This window comes from Kutzneria kofuensis, from assembly GCF_014203355.1.
Taxonomy (GTDB): domain Bacteria; phylum Actinomycetota; class Actinomycetes; order Mycobacteriales; family Pseudonocardiaceae; genus Kutzneria; species Kutzneria kofuensis.
This window is the reverse complement of record NZ_JACHIR010000001.1, coordinates 5,492,564-5,510,868: the sequence shown is the minus strand read 5'-3', so window position 1 is coordinate 5,510,868 and position 18,305 is coordinate 5,492,564. Positions and strand designations below refer to the sequence as shown.

16 protein-coding genes are annotated in these 18,305 nt (G+C 70.3%); 9 read left to right on the top strand and 7 right to left on the bottom strand.

The genetic code is table 11. The annotated features are described in order from the left end of the window. Positions 1-29: 29 nt before the first annotated feature. The 3 genes from treS to glgB are packed head-to-tail and all read left to right on the top strand — an operon-like array spanning position 30 to position 5,323. Positions 30-1,817, top strand: coding sequence for a maltose alpha-D-glucosyltransferase (gene treS, locus BJ998_RS25560; protein ID WP_184865582.1), 1,788 nt, complete (start codon positions 30-32; stop codon positions 1,815-1,817). Continuing rightward, complete coding sequence (locus BJ998_RS25555) at positions 1,814-3,148, top strand: maltokinase N-terminal cap-like domain-containing protein (protein ID WP_184865580.1); 1,335 nt, start codon at positions 1,814-1,816, stop codon at positions 3,146-3,148. Before treS ends, BJ998_RS25555 begins: the two co-directional genes overlap by 4 nt. 6 nt (positions 3,149-3,154) lie before the next feature. Beyond that, positions 3,155-5,323: a 1,4-alpha-glucan branching protein GlgB gene (glgB, locus tag BJ998_RS25550; protein ID WP_184865578.1), complete on the top strand. Its 2,169-nt coding sequence runs from the start codon at positions 3,155-3,157 to the stop codon at positions 5,321-5,323. Between the two features lie 76 nt (positions 5,324-5,399). On the opposite strand, the gene BJ998_RS25545 is transcribed toward glgB, so the two are convergent. Then, positions 5,400-6,524 carry an RlpA-like double-psi beta-barrel domain-containing protein gene (locus tag BJ998_RS25545; RefSeq protein ID WP_246488649.1) on the bottom strand — a complete coding sequence of 375 codons (1,125 nt, stop codon included), beginning with the start codon at positions 6,522-6,524 and terminating at the stop codon, positions 5,400-5,402. Between the two features lie 131 nt (positions 6,525-6,655). Here BJ998_RS25545 and BJ998_RS25540 point away from each other — a divergent pair, with 131 nt between their 5' ends. From BJ998_RS25540 to BJ998_RS25530, 3 genes are read left to right on the top strand one after another with little or no spacing between them, the layout of a single operon-like run. Beyond that, positions 6,656-7,597, top strand: a complete 942-nt coding sequence (locus tag BJ998_RS25540; protein ID WP_184865576.1) for a ribose-phosphate diphosphokinase — start codon at positions 6,656-6,658, stop codon at positions 7,595-7,597. Between the two features lie 57 nt (positions 7,598-7,654). Continuing rightward, positions 7,655-9,010 (top strand): sensor histidine kinase, encoded by a 1,356-nt coding sequence (locus BJ998_RS25535; protein ID WP_184865574.1) that lies wholly within the window; start codon positions 7,655-7,657, stop codon positions 9,008-9,010. Further along, positions 8,998-9,642 carry a response regulator gene (locus tag BJ998_RS25530; protein ID WP_184865572.1) on the top strand — a complete coding sequence of 215 codons (645 nt, stop codon included), beginning with the start codon at positions 8,998-9,000 and terminating at the stop codon, positions 9,640-9,642. The genes BJ998_RS25535 and BJ998_RS25530 overlap by 13 nt, the downstream gene beginning before the upstream one ends. Here BJ998_RS25530 and BJ998_RS25525 read toward each other — a convergent pair. Then, positions 9,627-10,346 (bottom strand): alpha/beta fold hydrolase, encoded by a 720-nt coding sequence (locus BJ998_RS25525; RefSeq protein WP_184865570.1) that lies wholly within the window; start codon positions 10,344-10,346, stop codon positions 9,627-9,629. The two genes, BJ998_RS25530 and BJ998_RS25525, sit on opposite strands and share 16 nt — an antisense overlap. 54 nt (positions 10,347-10,400) lie before the next feature. On the opposite strand from BJ998_RS25525, the gene BJ998_RS25520 reads away from it, so the two are divergent. Beyond that, positions 10,401-11,762 (top strand): neutral zinc metallopeptidase, encoded by a 1,362-nt coding sequence (locus tag BJ998_RS25520; protein ID WP_312890324.1) that lies wholly within the window; start codon positions 10,401-10,403, stop codon positions 11,760-11,762. A 45-nt stretch (positions 11,763-11,807) separates the two neighbouring features. Beyond that, positions 11,808-12,203, top strand: coding sequence for a VOC family protein (locus tag BJ998_RS25515; protein WP_184865568.1), 396 nt, complete (start codon positions 11,808-11,810; stop codon positions 12,201-12,203). A gap of 50 nt (positions 12,204-12,253) precedes the next feature. On the opposite strand, the gene BJ998_RS25510 is transcribed toward BJ998_RS25515, so the two are convergent. The 3 genes from BJ998_RS25510 to BJ998_RS25500 form a co-directional block, all read right to left on the bottom strand. After that, complete coding sequence (locus BJ998_RS25510) at positions 12,254-12,871, bottom strand: helix-turn-helix domain-containing protein (protein WP_312890323.1); 618 nt, start codon at positions 12,869-12,871, stop codon at positions 12,254-12,256. Positions 12,872-12,972: 101 nt separating this feature from the next. Next, positions 12,973-14,070: a DUF6114 domain-containing protein gene (locus tag BJ998_RS25505; RefSeq protein ID WP_184865564.1), complete on the bottom strand. Its 1,098-nt coding sequence runs from the start codon at positions 14,068-14,070 to the stop codon at positions 12,973-12,975. 73 nt (positions 14,071-14,143) lie between these two features. Further along, on the bottom strand, positions 14,144-14,797 hold the full coding sequence (locus tag BJ998_RS25500; protein WP_184865562.1) for a DUF6230 family protein: 654 nt from the start codon (positions 14,795-14,797) through the stop codon (positions 14,144-14,146). A gap of 235 nt (positions 14,798-15,032) precedes the next feature. On the opposite strand from BJ998_RS25500, the gene BJ998_RS25495 reads away from it, so the two are divergent. Beyond that, on the top strand, positions 15,033-16,475 hold the full coding sequence (locus BJ998_RS25495) for a neutral zinc metallopeptidase (RefSeq protein WP_184865560.1): 1,443 nt from the start codon (positions 15,033-15,035) through the stop codon (positions 16,473-16,475). Here BJ998_RS25495 and BJ998_RS25490 read toward each other — a convergent pair. After that, complete coding sequence (locus BJ998_RS25490; protein ID WP_184865558.1) at positions 16,472-17,098, bottom strand: response regulator transcription factor; 627 nt, start codon at positions 17,096-17,098, stop codon at positions 16,472-16,474. The two genes, BJ998_RS25495 and BJ998_RS25490, sit on opposite strands and share 4 nt — an antisense overlap. Continuing rightward, a complete protein-coding gene (locus BJ998_RS25485; RefSeq protein ID WP_184865556.1) occupies positions 17,095-18,270 on the bottom strand; it encodes a sensor histidine kinase in 1,176 nt (391 codons plus the stop codon). The genes BJ998_RS25490 and BJ998_RS25485 overlap by 4 nt, the downstream gene beginning before the upstream one ends. Positions 18,271-18,305 lie beyond the last annotated feature (35 nt).

The following is an 18,305-nucleotide window of genomic DNA, read 5'->3' as shown; positions in this document are numbered from 1 at the left end:
CCGACCATGGACGAGGGGTGGTGGCGACGATGCCCGACGCTCCCCACAGCGTTGGACTTTCGGGGGGAACCGACATCCCGGGGAACGAGTTCACCGAGGACGGCCACCTCGTTGAGGTGAGTGCGGACGACTTCGGCACGGCAAGACAGGCTCCGCGGGAGCCCGAGTGGTACAAGAGCGCCGTCTTCTACGAGGTGCTGGTGCGCGCCTTCGCCGACTCCAACGGCGACGGCACCGGCGACCTGCGCGGGCTCGCGGAGAAGCTGGACTACCTGGAATGGCTGGGCGTCGACTGCCTGTGGCTGCCGCCGTTCTACGCGTCCCCGCTGCGTGACGGCGGCTACGACATCAGCGACTTCCGGCAGGTGCTGCCCGAGTTCGGCACCGTCGACGACTTCGTGTACCTGCTCGACCAGGCCCACCGCCGGGGCATCCGGGTGATCACCGACCTGGTGCTCAACCACACCTCGGACGCGCACGCGTGGTTCCAGGCCTCGCGCACCGACCCGCAGGGCCCGTACGGCGACTTCTACGTGTGGAGCGACGACGACTCCCGCTACTCCGACGCGCGCATCATCTTCGTCGACACCGAGTCGTCCAACTGGACCTTCGACCCGGTGCGCGGGCAGTTCTACTGGCACCGCTTCTTCAGCCACCAGCCGGACCTCAACTACGAGAACCCCGAGGTCCAGGAGGCGATGATCGACGTGCTGAGGTTCTGGCTGGACCTCGGCATCGACGGCTTCCGGCTGGACGCGGTGCCCTACCTCTTCGAGGAGGAGGGCACCAACTGCGAGAACCTGCCGCGCACGCACGACTTCCTCAAGCGCTGCCGCAAGGTGGTGGACGTGGAGTACCCGGGCCGGGTGCTGCTGGCCGAGGCCAACCAGTGGCCGGCCGACGTGGTGGAGTACTTCGGCGACGCCGACGCCGGCGGCGACGAGTGCCACATGGCGTTCCACTTCCCGCTGATGCCGCGGCTGTTCATGGCGGTGCGCCGCGAGTCCCGGTTCCCGATCTCGGAGATCCTCGCCCAGACGCCGGAGATCCCGTCCGGCTGCCAGTGGGGCATCTTCCTGCGCAACCACGACGAGTTGACGTTGGAGATGGTCACCGACGAGGAACGCGACTACATGTACGCGGAGTACGCCAAGGACCCGCGGATGAAGGCCAACATCGGCATCCGCCGGCGGCTGGCCCCGCTGCTGGAGAACGACCGCAACCAGCAGGAGCTGTTCACCGCGATGCTGCTGTCGCTGCCGGGCTCGCCGGTGCTGTACTACGGTGACGAGATCGGCATGGGCGACAACATCTGGCTGGGCGACCGGGACGCCGTCCGCACGCCCATGCAGTGGACGCCGGACCGCAACGCCGGCTTCTCCCGCTGCGACCCGAACCGGATCTACCTGCCGGTGATCGCCGACGCCACCTACGGCTACCAGGGCATCAACGTCGAGGCGCAGATCAACAACTCCTCGTCGCTGCTGAACTGGACGCGCCGCATGCTGGAGGTGCGCACCGCGCACAAGGCCTTCGGCTTCGGCACGTTCACCGAGCTGGGCTCGTCCAACCCGAGCATGCTGGCCTATCTGCGGCGGTGGAACGACGACGTGCTGCTGTGCGTGAACAACCTGTCCCGGTTCCCGCAGCCGGTCGAGCTGGACCTGTCCGAGTACCGGGGCAGGGTGCCGGTGGAGCTGACCGGCGGCGTGCGGTTCCCGCGGATCGGCGAGCTGTCGTACCTGCTGACGCTGCCGGGACACGGTTTCTACTGGTTTCAACTGGTCCCCGAGACCGAGGGCGGGGAGGCTCCGTGACCGAACTGACCCCATTGTCCGACGCCCTGCTGCGCTGGCTGCCCGAGCAGCGCTGGTTCGGCGGCAAGAACCGAGATCTGTCCGAGGTGTCCACCCGCGACGCGGTGACGCTGCTGGACGGCGACCCGAAGCTGGTGCACGCGGTGCTGCGCACCCCCGACGGGGAGTACCAGCTGCTGGTGGGCCGGCGCCGGGAGTTGCCAGAGCACCTCGCGCACGCGAGGATCGGCGAGGTGGACGGGTTCGTCTACTACGAGGCTGTGCACGACACCGAGCTGATGCGCCGGTTGCTGGAGCTGATCGCCGAGGACACCTGGGTGGGCGGCATCCACTTCGCCCCCGAGCCCGGTGCCCAGATCGTGCCCAGCCAGCGGGCCCGGCCGGTCGGCGCCGAGCAGTCCAACACCTCGGTGATCTACGGCCAGGACTACATCCTCAAGCTGTTCCGCCGGGTGGTCGTCGGCCCGAACCCCGACCTGCAGCTGCACCGGGCGCTGCAGTCGGTGGGCTGCAAGCACATCGCCCGGCCGCTGGGCGCGATCACCGACGAGTTCGTGGTGCTGGGCATCCTGCAGGAGTTCCTGTCCGGGGCGGCCGAGGGCTGGGCGATGGCCACCGCGTCGGTGCGGGACCTGATGGCCGAGGCCGACCTGCACGCCGCCGAGGTCGGCGGCGACTTCGCGGGCGAGTCGTTCCGGCTGGGCCAGTCCGTGGCCGAGGTGCACGCCGACCTGCGGCGGGCGCTGGGCGGCGGGCAGGAGGGGCCGGAGCGGCTCTACGAGGCGGTGCAGGCGATGCACCGCCGGCTGGACACCGTGCTCGCCGACGTGCCGGAGCTGGCGCGGTACGAGCCGGCGTTACGGGCCGTGTTCGAGGAGGCCCGCAACGGGCCGTCCGTGGTGGACGTGCAGTTCATCCACGGCGACCTGCACCTGGGCCAGGTGCTGCGCACCGCGACCGGGTGGAAGCTGATCGACTTCGAGGGCGAGCCGGCGGCGCCGCTGGCCGAGCGCAACGCGTTGCGCTCGCCGCTGCGGGACGTGGCCGGCATGCTCCGGTCGTTCGACTACGCCGCGCAGCAGCTGCTGGTCGGGAACCCGGCCGACCACCAGCTGGAGGTGCGGGCGCGGGAGTGGACCGCACGCAACCGGGACGCGTTCTGCGACGGCTACGCGGAGGTCGGCGCCGACCCCCGCGAGCAGGGGCCGCTGCTGCGCGCGCTGGAACTGGACAAAGCCGTGTACGAGGTGGCGTACGAGCACGGGAACCGGCCGGACTGGCTGACCGTGCCGCTGGCGTCCATCGCGAGGATCACCGCCGGAGAGGACTGAGAAGCCGTGACGAGCATCGCACCGGCCAAGGACGAGGTGGACCGGCTGCTCGGGGGTGCGCACCACGATCCGCACTCCGTGCTGGGGGCGCATTCGCACCCGGGCGGCACCGTGGTGCGGGCGCTGCGCATCGGCGCCCGCTCGGTGTCGGTGCTCGTCGGCGACAAGCGCTTCGAGCTGGATCCGGTCGAGGGCGGCCTGTTCGCCGGCCTGGTGCCGGAGCCGCCGAGCGACTACCGGTACGAGGTCGACTACGGCGACGGCAACGTCGTGATCGCCGACGACCCGTACCGGTGGCTGCCCACGATCGGCGAGCTGGACCTGCACCTGATCGGCGAGGGCCGGCACGAGCGGCTGTGGGAGGTGCTGGGCGCTCATCATCACCGCTACGACACCCCCGGCGGACCGGTGGAGGGCACGTCGTTCGCGGTGTGGGCGCCGACCGCGCAGGGCGTGCGGGTGTGCGGCGACTTCGACGGCTGGGACGGCCGTGGCACGCCGATGCGCTCGCTGGGTTCCTCCGGCGTGTGGGAGGTGTTCCTGCCCGAGGTCCCCGTCGGCACCAAGTACAAGTTCCGGCTGCTGGGCAAGGACGGGGCGTGGCACGAGAAGGCCGACCCGCTGGCGTTCGCCACCGAGGTGCCGCCGGCCACCGCGTCGGTCGTGTACAAGTCGGCGTACCAGTGGAACGACGACGACTGGCTGGCCGAGCGTGAGGCCAGCGAGTGGTCGAAGCGGCCGGTCAGCGCCTACGAGGTGCACCTCGGCTCGTGGCGGCAGGGCCTGAACTACCGGGAGCTGGCCGAGCAGCTGGCCGACTACGTGCTGGAGACCGGCTTCACCCACGTCGAGCTGCTGCCGGTGGCCGGGCACCCGTTCGCCGGGTCGTGGGGCTACCAGGTCACGTCGTACTACGCGCCGACGCCGCGGTTCGGCTCCCCCGACGAGTTCCGGTTCTTCGTCGACCACCTGCACCAGCGGGGCATCGGCGTGATCGTGGACTGGGTGCCGGCGCACTTCCCTCGGGACGAGTGGGCGCTCGGCCGGTTCGACGGCAGCCCGCTGTACGAGCACGCCGACCCCCGCCGCGGCGAGCAGCCCGACTGGGGCACGTTCGTGTTCGACTTCGGGCGCAACGAGGTGCGCAACTTCCTCGTGGCCAACGCGCTGTACTGGATCGAGGAGTTCCACGTCGACGGGCTGCGGGTCGACGCCGTGGCCTCGATGCTGTACCTGGACTACTCGCGGCCCGAGGGGCAGTGGCTGCCCAACGTGCACGGCGGCCGGGAGAACCTGGATGCCGTGCAGTTCCTGCAGGAGCTCAACGCCACCGTGTACCGGCGGCACCCGGGGATCATGATGATCGCCGAGGAGTCCACCGCGTGGCCGGGCGTGACGCGACCGACGCACTTGGGCGGGCTGGGCTTCGGTTTCAAGTGGAACATGGGCTGGATGCACGACACGCTCCGGTACCTGTCGCACGACCCGATACACCGGTCCTACCACCACAACGAGATGACCTTCTCGCTGATGTACGCGTGGAGCGAGAACTTCGTGCTGCCGCTGTCGCACGACGAGGTGGTGCACGGCAAGGGGTCGCTGTGGGGCCGGATGCCCGGCGACGCCTGGAACAAGGCGGCCGGGCTGCGCTCGCTGCTGGCGTTCATGTGGGCCCATCCCGGCAAGCAGCTGCTGTTCATGGGCGGCGAGTTCGGCCAGATCGACGAGTGGTCGGAGAAGCGGTCGCTGGACTGGCCGCTGCTGGACGAGCCGCTGCACAACGGCGTCAAGCGTCTGGTCGGCGACCTCAACGCGGCGTACCGGCAGAGCCCCGCTCTGTACACTTTGGACACTTCGCCGGACGGCTTCTCCTGGATCGACGCCAACGACTCCGCCGGCAACGTGCTGTCGTTCCTGCGGCAGGGCGAGGACGGCTCGATGCTGGCCTGCGTGGCCAACTTCTCCGGCGGGCCGCACCGGGACTACCGGATCGGCCTGCCGTCCACCGGAGTGTGGCGTGAGGTCGTCAACACCGACGCCGAGGTCTACGGCGGCTCCGGCTGGGGCAACCAGGGCGAGATCGTCGCCGGGGCCAAGCCCTGGCACGGGCGGCCGGCCTCGGCGGTGGTGCAGCTGCCGCCGGCCGGCGTGATCTGGCTGGCCCCGGAGGCTTAGTCCACGACGAACGGCCCGAACCTGGCTCCTGGGACCGGGTTCGGGCCGTTCGTGTGTTTCGTGAACGGGTTGTGGATCAGCCGACCTTCTGGATCAGCGCGTGGCGGATGAGCTGCTTGCCCTGCTCGTGGATCTGGTTGAAGGCGTCGTTGTTGAGCAGCACGCAGCTGCCCGAGGTGGACGTCACCGGCACGGTGATGGACTTGTTGTTGTCCAGGTTGGTGACCTTCAGCTTGGTGCCGACCGGGAACTGGTTGCTGGAGGCCGCGGCCGTGCCGCTCTCGCCGGACAGCGTCACCGTGGAGCCCTTGCAGACCTGGTTGGCGGCGGTGCCGGCGTCGGCGCCGTTGGTGTCGGTCGGGTCGGCGGTGGCGGTGGGGTCGGCGGTGTCGGTGCCGCCGTTGTCGCAGCCGGCGTTGCCGTTGCCCATGCCGTTGTTGTTGCCGTTACCCATGTTGCCGTTGTTGCCGTGGCCCATGCCGTTGTTGTTGCCGTTGCCCATCCCGTTGTCGGCGCCCATGCCTCCGTTGCCGGAGCCCATGCCGTTGTTGTCACCCATGCCGTTGCCGGACCCCATGCCGTTGTTGTCCGACCCCATGCCGTTGCCCATGCCGTTGTTGCCACCCATGCCCATGCCACCGTTGTTGTCGGTGGTGGTGGTGGTCGTCGTCGGGGGCGCGGCGGTCTCGGTCGGGCAGCCGTTGTTGTTGCCGTTGCCGTTGTCCGAGCACCCGGCGGCCTTGAGCCGCTGCTCGATCTGGTCCACCACGGCCTGGCGGTTGGCGATGCGCGCCGCGGACTGGGCGTCGGGATGTGCCTTCTGCTGCGCGATGAAGTTCAGGTTGTTCTGCAACGCCTTCTGCAGGCCGTTGCAGTTCTCGCCGCTGCCGCCCTTCTTGGCGTCGCCCGCGGTGACGTTGTTGGTGCAGCCGGCGGCCTGGCGGCGCTGCTGGATCTGGTCGACAACCGCCTGGCGGTTGGCGATCCGAGCGGCGGACTGCGCGTCGGGGTTGGCCTTCTGCTGCGCGATGAAGTTCAGGTTGTTCTGCAGCGCCTGGTCGAGGCCCTGGCAGTTCTCGGTCGGGGCGTTGGCCGCGTGGCTGGTCCCCGAGATGATCGCGAATCCACCTCCCAGCACGACGGCGACGCCCAGCGCGGCCGCGGTGCCGAGGACGGCAGCGCGTTTGCGACTGGGACTCATATCGGCAATCCAGGACATTGCGGCGTCTCCTGTCGTCGTTATGGTCTGAACCACGTTCGCAGGGGTACTACCGTCGAAACCGTCGAACGGTTCACCTCAGATCGATTCGCCTTTGGGTAGCATCCGTTCACGTGCATGAGATCGCGGTCTTCAGCGGCAGCGCCCATCCCGACCTCGCGGCCGACATCTGCGCGCACCTCGGTGTTCCACTACGCCCGGTGCGGGTCGAACGGTTCGCCAACGACTGCATCGAGGTTCAGCTGCAGGCCAACTGCCGGGAGCGGGACGTGTTCCTGATCCAGCCGCTGGTGCCGCCGACCCAGGAGAACCTGGTCGAGCTGCTGCTCATGCTGGACGCCGCCCGCGGCGCGTCGGCGGCCCGCACCACGGTGGTGCTGCCGCACTACGCGTACGCGCGCAGCGACAAGAAGGACATGCCCCGCGTCTCCATCGGCGGCCGGCTGGTCGCGGACCTGCTGCTGACCGCCGGCGCGAACCGCGTGCTGACCATGACGCTGCACTCGCCGCAGGTGCACGGCTTCTTCAGCGTGCCGGTGGACCACCTGCACGCGCTGCGCGAGCTGGCGGCCCACTTCCGCGGCACCGACCTGTCCAACGCCGTGGTCGTCTCCCCCGACCTGGGCAACGCCAAGCCGGCGGCCGCGTTCGCCCGGCTGCTGGGCGTGGGCGTCGCGGCCGGCGCCAAACAGCGCTTCGCCGACGACAAGGTCAGCATCAGCTCGATCATCGGCGACGTGGCCGGCAAGGACGTGATCGTGCTGGACGACGAGATCGCCCGCGGCAGCACCGTGGTGGAGCTGATCCAGCGGCTGCACGAACTGGGCGTCGGCTCGATCCGGGTGGCCTGCACGCACGGCCTGTTCGCCGATGGGGCGATCAAGCGCATCGGCGACATGCCGGGCGTGAAGGAGATCGTCTGCACCGACACCGTGCCGATCGCGCCGCAGAAGCGCACCCCGAAGCTGACCGTGCTGTCCATCGCGCCGGCCATGGCCGAGGCGATCCGGCGCATCCACAACGGCGAGTCGGTGAGTGCCCTGTTCGACGCCTAGTTACGGGGGTTAACCGGATATACCGCCCGCCCACCCGTCCGTAGGCTGCGAAACGTGATGGGGAGGCTGCACGCGCTGCTACTGAGACCGCTGGGGGAAGCGCGGACCTGGCGGGCCACCCTGCACCTGCTCGGCGCCATCTTCTGGAGCGTGGCCAACACGCTCGTGCTGCTCGTCGGCCTGGCACTGGTGGTGACACCGGTCCCGGCGCTGCTCATGGCGGCCGAGATCGCCGGTCCGATCCAGGCGAACGGCACCGCGTCCGCCTGGCTCGTGCTGCTGCTGTTGCTGCTGACATTGCCGCTGGGAGTGCTGGCTTTCATCGGCACCACGTACGCGCTGGAGGGCTGCGCCCGGCTGGAGGTCAGCTGGCACCGAGCCGTGCTCGGCGTGGACATCCCGCTGGCGCTGGGACCGCGGGCACGCGGCGGCTCGCTGCTGCCGCTGTTCGGCAAGCTGGTGGTCGATCGCTCATCGTGGCGGCTGATGGCGTACCAGCTGGTCCGGCTGCCGGTGGCCCTGCTGACCGGGGCGCTGACGGTGCTCTGCTGGCTGGGTCCGCCGGTCGCACTGATAGCGGGGGCCTTCTACTTCATCGGCGCCGCGATCGACTCCATGTACCGGCCTTACCTGCATGCGGACCAGGCCTGGGAGAGCGTGCCGGTGCTGCTGCTGGCGCTGCTGACGCCGGCCGTGCCGTACGCCGTGCGCTGGATGCTGAGCTGGCATCTCGGGCTGGCCCGCCGCTACCTTGGCCAGCTGTCGGCCGAGCAGCTCGCCGCCCGGGTGTTCGAGGTGGAGCAGCGCCGCGAGGACGCGATGGCCGCCGCCGAGACCGAGCGGCGGCGCATCGAGCGGGACCTGCACGACGGCGCCCAGCAGCAGCTCGTGGCGTTGGCGATGCTGCTCGGCCGGGCCAAGCGCAAGTACGACACCGACCCCGAGGCCACGCGGGCGCTGCTGGAGGAGGCGCATCACAGCGCCAAGGAGGCCATCGTCGAGTTGCGGGAGCTCACCCGCGGCCTCAGTCCGCCGGTGCTGGCCGACCGGGGCCTGGACGCCGCGCTGTCCGCGCTGTCCGCCCGCTCCGAGGTGCCCGTGTCGATCGACTTCGACGTGGCCGAGCGGCCCGGCCGCACCGCCGAGTCCATCGCCTATTTCATGATCGCCGAGTCGTTGACCAACATCGCCAAGCACGCGCGGGCCTCGCGGGCCTGGGTGATCGTGCGCCGGGCCGGCGGGCTGCTGCGGGTGTCGGTCGGCGACGACGGTGTCGGCGGCGCCGTGCTGGCCGGCGGCTCCGGGCTGGCCGGCCTGGCCGATCGGGCCGCAGGCGTGGACGGCACCCTGACCGTGACCAGCCCGGCCGGTGGGCCGACGACCGTGAGCCTGGAGCTGCCGTGCGAATCGTGATCGCCGAGGACGCCGTGCTGCTGCGGCACGGCCTGACGCTGCTGCTGACCGAGAACGGCCACGAGGTCGTCGACGCCGTGGACGACGCCGAGAAGCTGCTGCGGTCCGTCGCCGACAACCGGCCCGACGTGTGCGTGGTGGACGTGCGGATGCCGCCGACCCACACCGACGAGGGCCTGCGGGCGGCGCTGGTGATCCGGCAGCAGTGGCCGGAGACCGGGGTGCTCGTGCTGTCCCAGTACGTCGAGGAGCGCTACGCCTCCGACCTGATCACCGGGGCGTTGAACGGCGTCGGCTACCTGTTGAAGGACCGGGTCGCCGACGTGGAGGAGTTCCTGTCCGCGCTGGACCGGGTCGGCGCCGGTGGGACCGTGTTCGACCCGGAGGTCGTGTCGCAGATCGTGGCTCGGAGCCGGCGCAGGGACCCGCTGGCGACGCTGACGCCCCGTGAGCGCGAGGCCTTCAGCCTGATGGCCGAGGGGCGGTCCAACACCGGCATCGCCGAGGGGTTGGTGATCACCGAGGGGGCGGTGGAGAAGTACGTGGCCAGCATCTTCAACAAGCTGGGGCTGCCCAAGACCAGCACGGAGCACCGCCGGGTGCTGGCGGTGCTGCGCTACCTGGAGAGCTGAGACCTCAGCAGATCCACCAGCGTCCGGCCGAACGCCGCCGGGTCGTTGACGCCCGGCAGCGGCGCGTAGCCGAAGTGGTTGCCGGGGAAGATCACCATCGGCGCCCCGACCGCGTCGGCCACGGCCTCGGCCGTGCGGAACGGGATCGAGCCCGCGACCTGCTTGCCCGCCGCGAGCACGACCTTGACCTCGCCGTCCCGGATCGCGGCCAGATCCGGCTGCCAGCCGAGGTAGGTGCCCATGTTGGCGTCCACCCGCATGTGCTCGCCAGCGGCCAGCACCATCGACTCGTCCACCGGGCCGAGCACGCCGGTCAGCCGCACGAACCGCACGCCGGAGTCCGGTTTGCCGACAAGGTCGTGGAATGCCTGGAGAAGCTCGTCCGCGTCGGGCAGCAGCGACACCACCGGCGGCTCGTGCGCCACCAGCAGGCCGACCCGCTCCGGATGCCGCGCCACGAGATCCAGCGCCACCATCGCGCCGGCGCTGCTGGCGAAGACCGACGCCTTGCTGGCCCCGAGGTCGGCCAGCAGCCGGGCCGCCTCGTCGGCCCGCTCGACCGGGCCGCCGTCGCACTGCGTGTACGTGACGACCGTGTAGTGCTCGGCGAGGATGTCCAGCACCGCGTCGAAGCTGGTGACGTCGCCCCCGCCGCCGTGCAGCAGAAGCAGCAAGGGCCCGTCGCCGCGCGTCTTCGTGTCCATGAGTGACCCCCTTGCCGGGCAACGATACTCGGCGGCGTCCGGCAGACTGGTCGAGTGCGTGGAACTGTTGTCGCCGCTCTCGCGGCCGTGCTGGTCACGGCCGGGTGCGCGAGCGTGGCCGGCGTCGCCGAGCCGGTGACCGCCGACCCGGTGCTCGTCGGCGCCGGCGTGGCCCCCAGCTTCGTGCAGGGCACCGACAACGGCACCACCGACCGGATCGCGGCGTCCACCATCGCCGACGTGCAGGCCTTCTGGAAGCAGAACTTCCCGGCGGTGTTCGGCAAGCAGTGGCAGGACCTGACCGGCGGTGTGTACTCCGTGGACACCACCGCCGACAAGGGCTCCGCACCGCCGTGCACCGACGCCGCGTCCGACGTCGAGGGCAACGCCTTCTACTGTCCCGCCAAGGATTCCGTCGCGTGGGACCGCGCCGCGCTGCTGCCCGTGCTGCGGGACAAGTTCGGCGACGCTGCCGTGGTTGTCGTGCTGGCGCACGAGATGGGGCATGCCGTGCAGAGCCGGACCTCGCCCACCGCCGCCATGGAACGCGCCGACCCCGACCGGTATCCGACGATCCTGATCGAGACCATGGCCGACTGCTATTCCGGCGCTTTCGTCCGTTCCGTCGCCGACGGCAAGGCCCCGCACCTGCGGATCACCGCCTCGCAGCTCGACAAGGCCATCGGCGCCCTCGCCACCTTCCGCGACCCCGTCGGCACCAGTTCCTCGGAGGACGGGGCCCACGGCGACGCCTTCGACCGCGTGTCGGCCTTTCAGGACGGTTACCAGCAGGGGCCCAAGCTTTGCGCCGGGATGACCGTCGCCAACCGGCAGTTCACCCAGCGCACCTTCACCAGCCTCGGCGACCAGCAGCGCGGCGGCAACATCCCACTGTCCGATCTCGTCGCCGCCCTCGTGCCGGATTTGAACGCCTACTTCGGCCAGCTCGCCGGTTCTCGGTGGTCCTCGCCCAAGTTGACCCAGACCGACGGCCCCGTCTCCTGCTCTGCCGGCGACCAGGGCCCGGTGGCCTTCTGCCCCGACACCAAGGCGGTCCTGCTCTCGACCAAGGGCACCATTCCCACCCTCGTGTCCGGCATCGGGGACTACGCCGCCGGCACTCTCATCGCCACCCGCTACGCCCTGGCCGCCTTGGCCTCCCTGGGCAAGCCCACTGACTCCCCTGCCGCCGGCCAGGCCGCCGTCTGCCTCGCCGGGGCGTACACCGGCTCCGTGCCTGGCCGTAGCAAGACCGTGCAGCTCTCCCCCGGCGACCTCGACAAGTCCGTCGGCGTCCTGCTCGGCTACGACTACGGCTCCCGCGACACCACCGGCAAGGCCCTCCCCACCGGCTTCGCCCGTGTCCTCGCCTTCCGCACCGGCTTCACCGGCGGCGCCAAAGCCTGCGGTGTCTGATTTCGTCAAGACGCTTCCGGTGCTCACTGCCTAGCGTCTTGCCGCATGACACCCCAGTTCTCCGTGGTCGGCCTCGTCGTCGACGACATGGCCAAGACCCTCGCCTTCTACCGCCGGCTCGGCCTCTCCATCCCCGTCGCCGCCGACTCCGAACCCCACGTCGCCGCCTCCCTCCCCGGCGGGCTGCAGATCATGTGGGACACCGTCGACACCGTCCGCTCCTTCGACCCCACCTGGACCCCGCCGACCGGCTCCCACCGCATCGGCCTCGCCTTCCTCTGCTCCTCCCCCTCCGACGTCGACCACGTCTACCGGGACCTCGTCGACGCCGGCCACCACGGCCACAAGGAGCCCTGGGACGCCTTCTGGGGCCAGCGCTACGCCGTCGTCCACGACCCCGACGGCAACGGCGTGGACCTCTTCTGCCCGTTGGGCGAATGAAAGCGGACAGGCGGCCGGCGGGTAGCAGCTTGCCCCCGACCGCCCTCACCTCACCCCGCCAAACGACTCAGCGGCACGCCGGCGAGTGCCTTCACTTCCCGTGACAGGTGAGCCTGATCGGCATAGCCGGTGCTGGCAGCAACATCCGCCGCAGGCACGCCACGAGCGGCCAGGGCAAGAGCCCGCTCCATCCGCAGCACCCGCGCCAGCGTCTTCGGCCCGTACCCGAACGCCGCGAGGCTGCGACGCAGCAACTGCCGCTCACTCAGCCCCGTCTCCTCAGCCACCTTCGCCACCGACCGCCCCGCACGCAGCGCCCCGACGACTGCGCTGATCATGGGGTCGACCTCGATGCGGTCACGGGCGACGTCCACGAGCGCGGCCGCACGGTCGGACGCATCAGAGACCCGGGCCGTCAGGCCGTCGACAAGCCGCTGCGGCCAGATCTGATCCAGCCGGACCCGGCTGTCCCGAAGCTCGTGGGCAGGCACACCGAAGACCGATGGCCCGGTGCCGGGCATGAACCGCAGTCCGGCATAGACCCGGCCGGCCGGGCTGGTCATCTCGTGGGCCACGGTGTCCGGGCCGGCGACGAGCAGGTGCCCGTCGGACCAGATCAGGTCGAGGCAGCCGTCGGGCAGGATCCGATGAGTCCGCGGCTCGTCCACCACGCGACTCCACGCGATCGCCCCGGCCAGGCCCGTCGCCCACTCCCGGTACACGACGCCAGCATGCCAGCCCCGTCCGAGCACGGCATCGGGTCCATGCGTCAGGTGGCGACGATCTTGGCGCCGGGGATGGTGAGAGTGCCGCCGGACTGGTCGGTGTTGGTGACGACGACGTTCTCGAAGGTCACCTCGGGCGGCGTGATCAGGGGCGGGCTGGTGGCGGTGTAGTCGATGGGCAGCCGCACCGGGATGCCGAGGATGTTCACGACGGCGGTGCCCTTGATCTCGGCGGTGAGCATGGTGATGGCGCCGCCGGTGATGGTGGAGGTGCTGCCGGGGGCGGCGGTGGTGATGATCTTGTGGCCGCCGCCGCGGTCGGCGGTCTGGACGAGGTTCTTGATTTTCACCGACGAGGCGGTGAACTTGAGGACCTTGATGGTCTTGCCGCCGACGACGGTGTTGACGATGCCCTTGTAGCTCAGGCCGCTCATGGCGATCGACGGCGACTCCAGGGTCCACACCCGCGTCCCCGCCGGCAGGGCGGGCGGGGACGGGGTGGCGGTGGTGGTGCTCGTCGCCGCCGCCGAGGTGGACGTGGAGGTGGCCGTCGCGCTGCCCGACGACGGCGGCGAGGTCGTCGAAGTCGGCGCGACGGTGGTCGTGGTGGTGCTGGTGGGCGCCGCGGAGGTTGTGGCCGTCACGGAGGTGGGCGACGGGTCGGCGACGGCAACGGTGGGGTCGCTGAGGCCGTGAACGGCGAGCCCGGCGAGCAGAACCACAGCGACGGCGGCGGGTGGCACGGCCTTGGCGGCCTTGCGCTTGCGCGTCTTGGGCGTCCACGACAGCGCCAGCGCAGAGCCGATCATGCCCAGCAGCGTGCCGGCGAGGAAGCCGCCGAGGTTGGTGGTCACCAGCGCGGTCAGCGCCAGGATGAGCGACGCGATGCCGGCGGCCAGCCGGAACTGCGGTCGTATCCACATGGTGAGTGCGCACACCACCAGCAGGGTGCCGATGAGCGCGCCGGACAGGCCGCCGATGGTCTGGATGGATATCGCCATGGCGCCGAGCTTCAGCGAGGCGAACGGCGGGAAGATGATCACCAGCCCGGACAGGAGCAGGAACAGCCCCGCCCAGAACGGACGGCTGCGCCGCCATCGGCCGAAGGCGTGCCACGCCCTGCCGATCACGGAACCGGCCACGTGCGAACTCCCTTCCAACCACGACTGCGGCAGCACCCGAGGGAATGTGCTGCCGCAGCCGTGTGTGCTCGAACTACTTGATGCACTGGTTGTTGCCGGCGACGATCCGCAGGCTCATGCCCTTGAAGGCGATGGTCTGCGCGGAGGTGCCCCAGGCAACCTGCTTCAAGTTGTTGATCGAGATCGAGTCGGCCTGCATGCCGAAGTCGCCCGGCCGGCCCTGCGCGCCGATGGGGCCCTTGGAGACCTGGCTGGCGTCCACGCCGATGTCGGGGTTGTTCAGCGTGAAGTCGCCGTCCACCTGCGCGATGTCGACGACCATGTTGTCGGCGTGCATGCCCTTGGCGCCGTCGGCCGTGATCCGCAGCGTGAGGTCGCCGATGATCGGGTTGTTCGGCAGGAACACCGACTGGCAGAAGTTGTCCAGGTCGGCGCTCTTGAACGCGTTGACGGCCACCGGGTGCGCCGCGTCGGGGCTGGCGGAAATCCCGCCGAACTGGACGAATCCGGTGCCCACGAGGTGCGAGGAGGTGACCTCGAAGCTGGTGCCGGACACCGCGAACGACGCGGCGAACGCGCCCTGGGACACGCCGACGAGCAACCCACCGGCCAGCACGCCACCCACGGCGAACGTGCCGGCGAAGCGCAGCCACCGGGTGCGGCCCCGAACGGGGGCGACCTCGGGTTCGGTGTCGTCGCCGAACTCGACGTCGTCGGCTTCGCGCATGGCTTTCTCCCTTCCAACAGGCGAAGTACCCGTCGGTAACTTCGTGACGAGACTCACTCCCCGTCGGGGCCAGCACAAGGGATCGCAGCGTTGAACGGCAGAATTCACCCCCGGGAGTGAGATATTTTCACGTTCCGATCACGGCTGAAACGCGTCGCCAACCGCCGGACAGGCAGCCCTTTAGGCCAGTAGGGTGCTCGCGGCGTAGCAAAGGGCGGCAAGGGGAAGCACAAGAATGAGCACGGCAGGTCGGCGTCTCGGGTCGACGGTTTTGGCGCTGGCGGCCGCGATCGCGCTGCTGACCAACTGCTCGGCGAAGGTCGCGGGATCGGCGGGCCCGCTCGGCCAGCTGGATCCGGGCTCGGCGGGCGGCATGCCGGTGAACTCGGGCGCCAGCGGCCCCCGGCCGGGAGTGCCGGACGCGACGCTGCCGGTGACCAACAGCGATCACGGCGAGATGGACCGGCTGGCGGTCAACACCCTGTCCGACGTGGACGACTACTGGCGCGACCAGCTGCCGAAGGTGTTCGGAAAGCAGTTCAAGCCGGCGTCCAAGCTCACCTCGTACGACTCGGACGGCGCCAACCTGCGGGTCTGCGCGGGCCACGAGAACACGGCCGGCGTGGTCAACGCCTTCTACTGCGACCTCGACAACAGCGTCTCCTGGGACCGCGGTGAACTGCTGCCGGGACTGGTGCAGAGTTTCGGTCCGCTCGCGGTGACCATGGTTCTGGCGCACGAGATGGGCCACGCGGTGCAGTCGCAGCTGGGCCCGTTGTCCGGCGTGAACAATGCGACGCCGAGCATTGTCCTTGAGCAACAAGCGGATTGTTATGCCGGCGCGTTCATGCGCTATGTGGCCGAGGACAAGGCCAAGCATTTCCAGATGTCGACCGGCGACGGTCTGAACAAGGTGCTGGCGACGACGTTCTTCGTGCGCGATCAGCCGGGCGACTCGTTCAAGGGACAGTCCGCGCACGGCAACGCCTTCGACCGGGTCTTCGCCTTCCAGACCGGCTTCACCGACGGCCCCCAGCGCTGCGCCAAGATCGACGTGGCCGAGATCAACGGCCGCATCACCGAGACGGCGTTCCGCAACGACGAGGACGCCGCCCAGAACGGCAACGTGCCGATCACCACGGGCAACCTCCAGCGCGTGGGCCGCGCCCTGAACCAGGTGTTCGCCCAGTCCGGCGCCAAGCCGCCGACGCTGAGCACCGCCAAGCCACAGCAGTGCAGCGACGCGAAGACGACGTCGCCGACGGCTTACTGCCCGGCGACCGACACCGTCTCGATGGACCTGGCCAAGCTCAAGGTGATCGGCACGCCGACGAAGAAGGGTTCCGGCATCGGCGACTTCGCGGCCTTCGGCGAGGTGGCCTCGCGCTACGTGCTGTCGGTGCAGAAGGCGGCGAACCTCCCGCTGGACGACACCAACACCGGCCTCCGCACGGCCTGCCTGGTCGGCTACTGGGGCGCGGCGATGAAGAAGGGTGTCGACAGTCTCTCGCTGACGGCGGGCGACCTCGACGAGGCCGTGGCCGAGCTGCTCACGACGAACAGCCTGATCGCGGCCGACGTCAACGGGAAGGCGGCCGCGTCGGGCTTCACGCGGGTGGAGGCGTTCCGGATCGGCTTCCTCCAGGGCGCCTCCACCTGCACGCAGAAGTTCGACTAGCCGGCGGCGTCCCACTCCCGGGCCAGCCGAATCAGCTCGGAGCGCCGTCGGCTGCCCAGCTTCTCCCGGATGTTCTCCAGGTGCCGGTTGACCGTGCGGACGGCGACGCCGAGCTCCTCGGCGATCTCCCGGTTGTCGTAGCCGCGGGCGAGACAGCCGAGCACCTCGCGTTCACGGCCGGTCAGCGACGACCGGTGCTGGAACTCCCCGACCAGTCGGGCCGCCAGCTCCGGCGGCAGCACGGGCCCCTCCAGCACGGCCAGCACGGCGTGGGTGAGCTCGGCGGTGGTGGCCGCTTTGCTCACGTAGCCGTGCGCACCGGCCTTCATCGCCGCCAGCACCTCGCCCGGCGACGCCTGGGAGAGCACGAGCACTCTGGTCGACGGCCGGGTGCGGGCCAGATGCTCGATGAGGTCCATGCCCTGTTCGTCGCCTAGTCGTAGATCCACCAGCACGACATGGACGAGTTCCACGTCGAGCAGGCGGAAGGCCATGGCGGCGTTGTCGGCCTCGCCGACGACGGTCAGGCCGGGGTGGTTGTCCAGGCTGGCCCTGATGCCGGCCCTGGTCACCGGGTGGTCCTCGACGACGAGCACCCGCACGGTCGATGTGGTCGCTGTCATGAGCCGCTCCTCAGTTCCAGCCGCACCTCGGTTCCCCGGCCGGGACGGCTCCGGATGGTGACGCTGCCGCCCAGCCGCTCCAGCCGGGCGCGGACGCTGACCGCGAGCCCCAGCCGGCCGGAGGCGGCCAGTTCGGGCTCGTCGTAGGCGAAGCCGACGCCGTCGTCACGCACGTCGACTGTGATGAGGGAGCCGTCGTCGAGCACCGAGATCCAGACGTGCTCGGCGTCGGCGTGCTTGACGACGTTGCCGAGCAGTTCGTTGACGGCGGCCGCCAGCTCGGCGGCGACGTCGGCGGGCACCGGGATGTGGCCGCTGTCGACGAGCCGAATGGGCCACTGCTGGTAGCCGTCGGCGACCTCCGCGATGGCCTCGACGAGTGATCGGGTGCCGGAGGAGGCCCCGGGGTTCTCGGCCAGCACCAGCCGGCGCAGGCTCGCCTCCTGCCGTCCGACGTCGGCCATCAGGGCACGCAGCTCGGTCGCGGTGACGCCGCCGCGGTCGGCCAGGTCGCCACCGTGCTTGCGGATCTGACCGAGGCGCTGCAGCACGTCGTCGTGGATGTGGGCGGCGATCCGCTCCCGTTCACGGAGACTCGCCACCACGGCGCGGCCCTCGGCCAAGCTCAGCGACACCCGTTCGAACTGGGCGGTGGCGATGCCGACGGCCCCGCCGAGCACCACGTAAGCGAGGGCGCTGCCGACCAGGCTCAGCCAGTCCAGGAAGCCGGTGTCGATGGTGGCGGAACCGTTGAGGTAGTAGCCCATGGGCAGGCAGACGGCGACGGCGACGCCCGCGAACGCGCCGCCGCGCACCCCGAAGACAGTGGCCCAGGCGGCGACGGCGGCCATGGGGTAGGCGCCGGCGAAGGTGGGGTGGTCGGTGAGCAGCTGGCCCTGCGGCCCCACCCAGCCGGAGACGAGCAGCACGAGGATGGCCAGCAGCAGGTCGACGGACAGCACCCGCTCGGGGCGGCGGACCGCCGCGACCGTCAGCCAGGCGGTCCAGCCGAGCATGGCGGCCAGGGTCACCACGGCCAGGCCGGCCCGCTGCTCCAGGACCTGGTTGCTGAGCAGGGCGACGACGGCGGTCCACCCGACGGTGAGCCACCGGAAGCTGAGAACCAGCAGCATCGGCGCGGGGTGGGCCCGCGTCACGCCACCGTCGGCCATGCGACGACCCCCATTTCCCCTACTACATTGGAGCA

Bases quoted from the DNA above. Each gene is read 5' to 3' on its own strand.
- BJ998_RS25495 (WP_184865560.1), top strand. From the start codon at position 15,033: ATGAGCACGGCAGGTCGGCGTCTCGGGTCGACGGTTTTGGCGCTGGCG.
- BJ998_RS25490 (WP_184865558.1), bottom strand. From the start codon at position 17,098: ATGACAGCGACCACATCGACCGTGCGGGTGCTCGTCGTCGAGGACCAC.
- BJ998_RS25515 (WP_184865568.1), top strand. From the start codon at position 11,808: ATGACACCCCAGTTCTCCGTGGTCGGCCTCGTCGTCGACGACATGGCC.
- BJ998_RS25500 (WP_184865562.1), bottom strand. From the start codon at position 14,797: ATGCGCGAAGCCGACGACGTCGAGTTCGGCGACGACACCGAACCCGAG.
- BJ998_RS25525 (WP_184865570.1), bottom strand. From the start codon at position 10,346: ATGGACACGAAGACGCGCGGCGACGGGCCCTTGCTGCTTCTGCTGCAC.
- treS (WP_184865582.1), top strand. From the start codon at position 30: ATGCCCGACGCTCCCCACAGCGTTGGACTTTCGGGGGGAACCGACATC.
- BJ998_RS25545 (WP_246488649.1), bottom strand. From the start codon at position 6,524: ATGAGTCCCAGTCGCAAACGCGCTGCCGTCCTCGGCACCGCGGCCGCG.
- BJ998_RS25485 (WP_184865556.1), bottom strand. From the start codon at position 18,270: ATGGCCGACGGTGGCGTGACGCGGGCCCACCCCGCGCCGATGCTGCTG.
- BJ998_RS25535 (WP_184865574.1), top strand. From the start codon at position 7,655: ATGGGGAGGCTGCACGCGCTGCTACTGAGACCGCTGGGGGAAGCGCGG.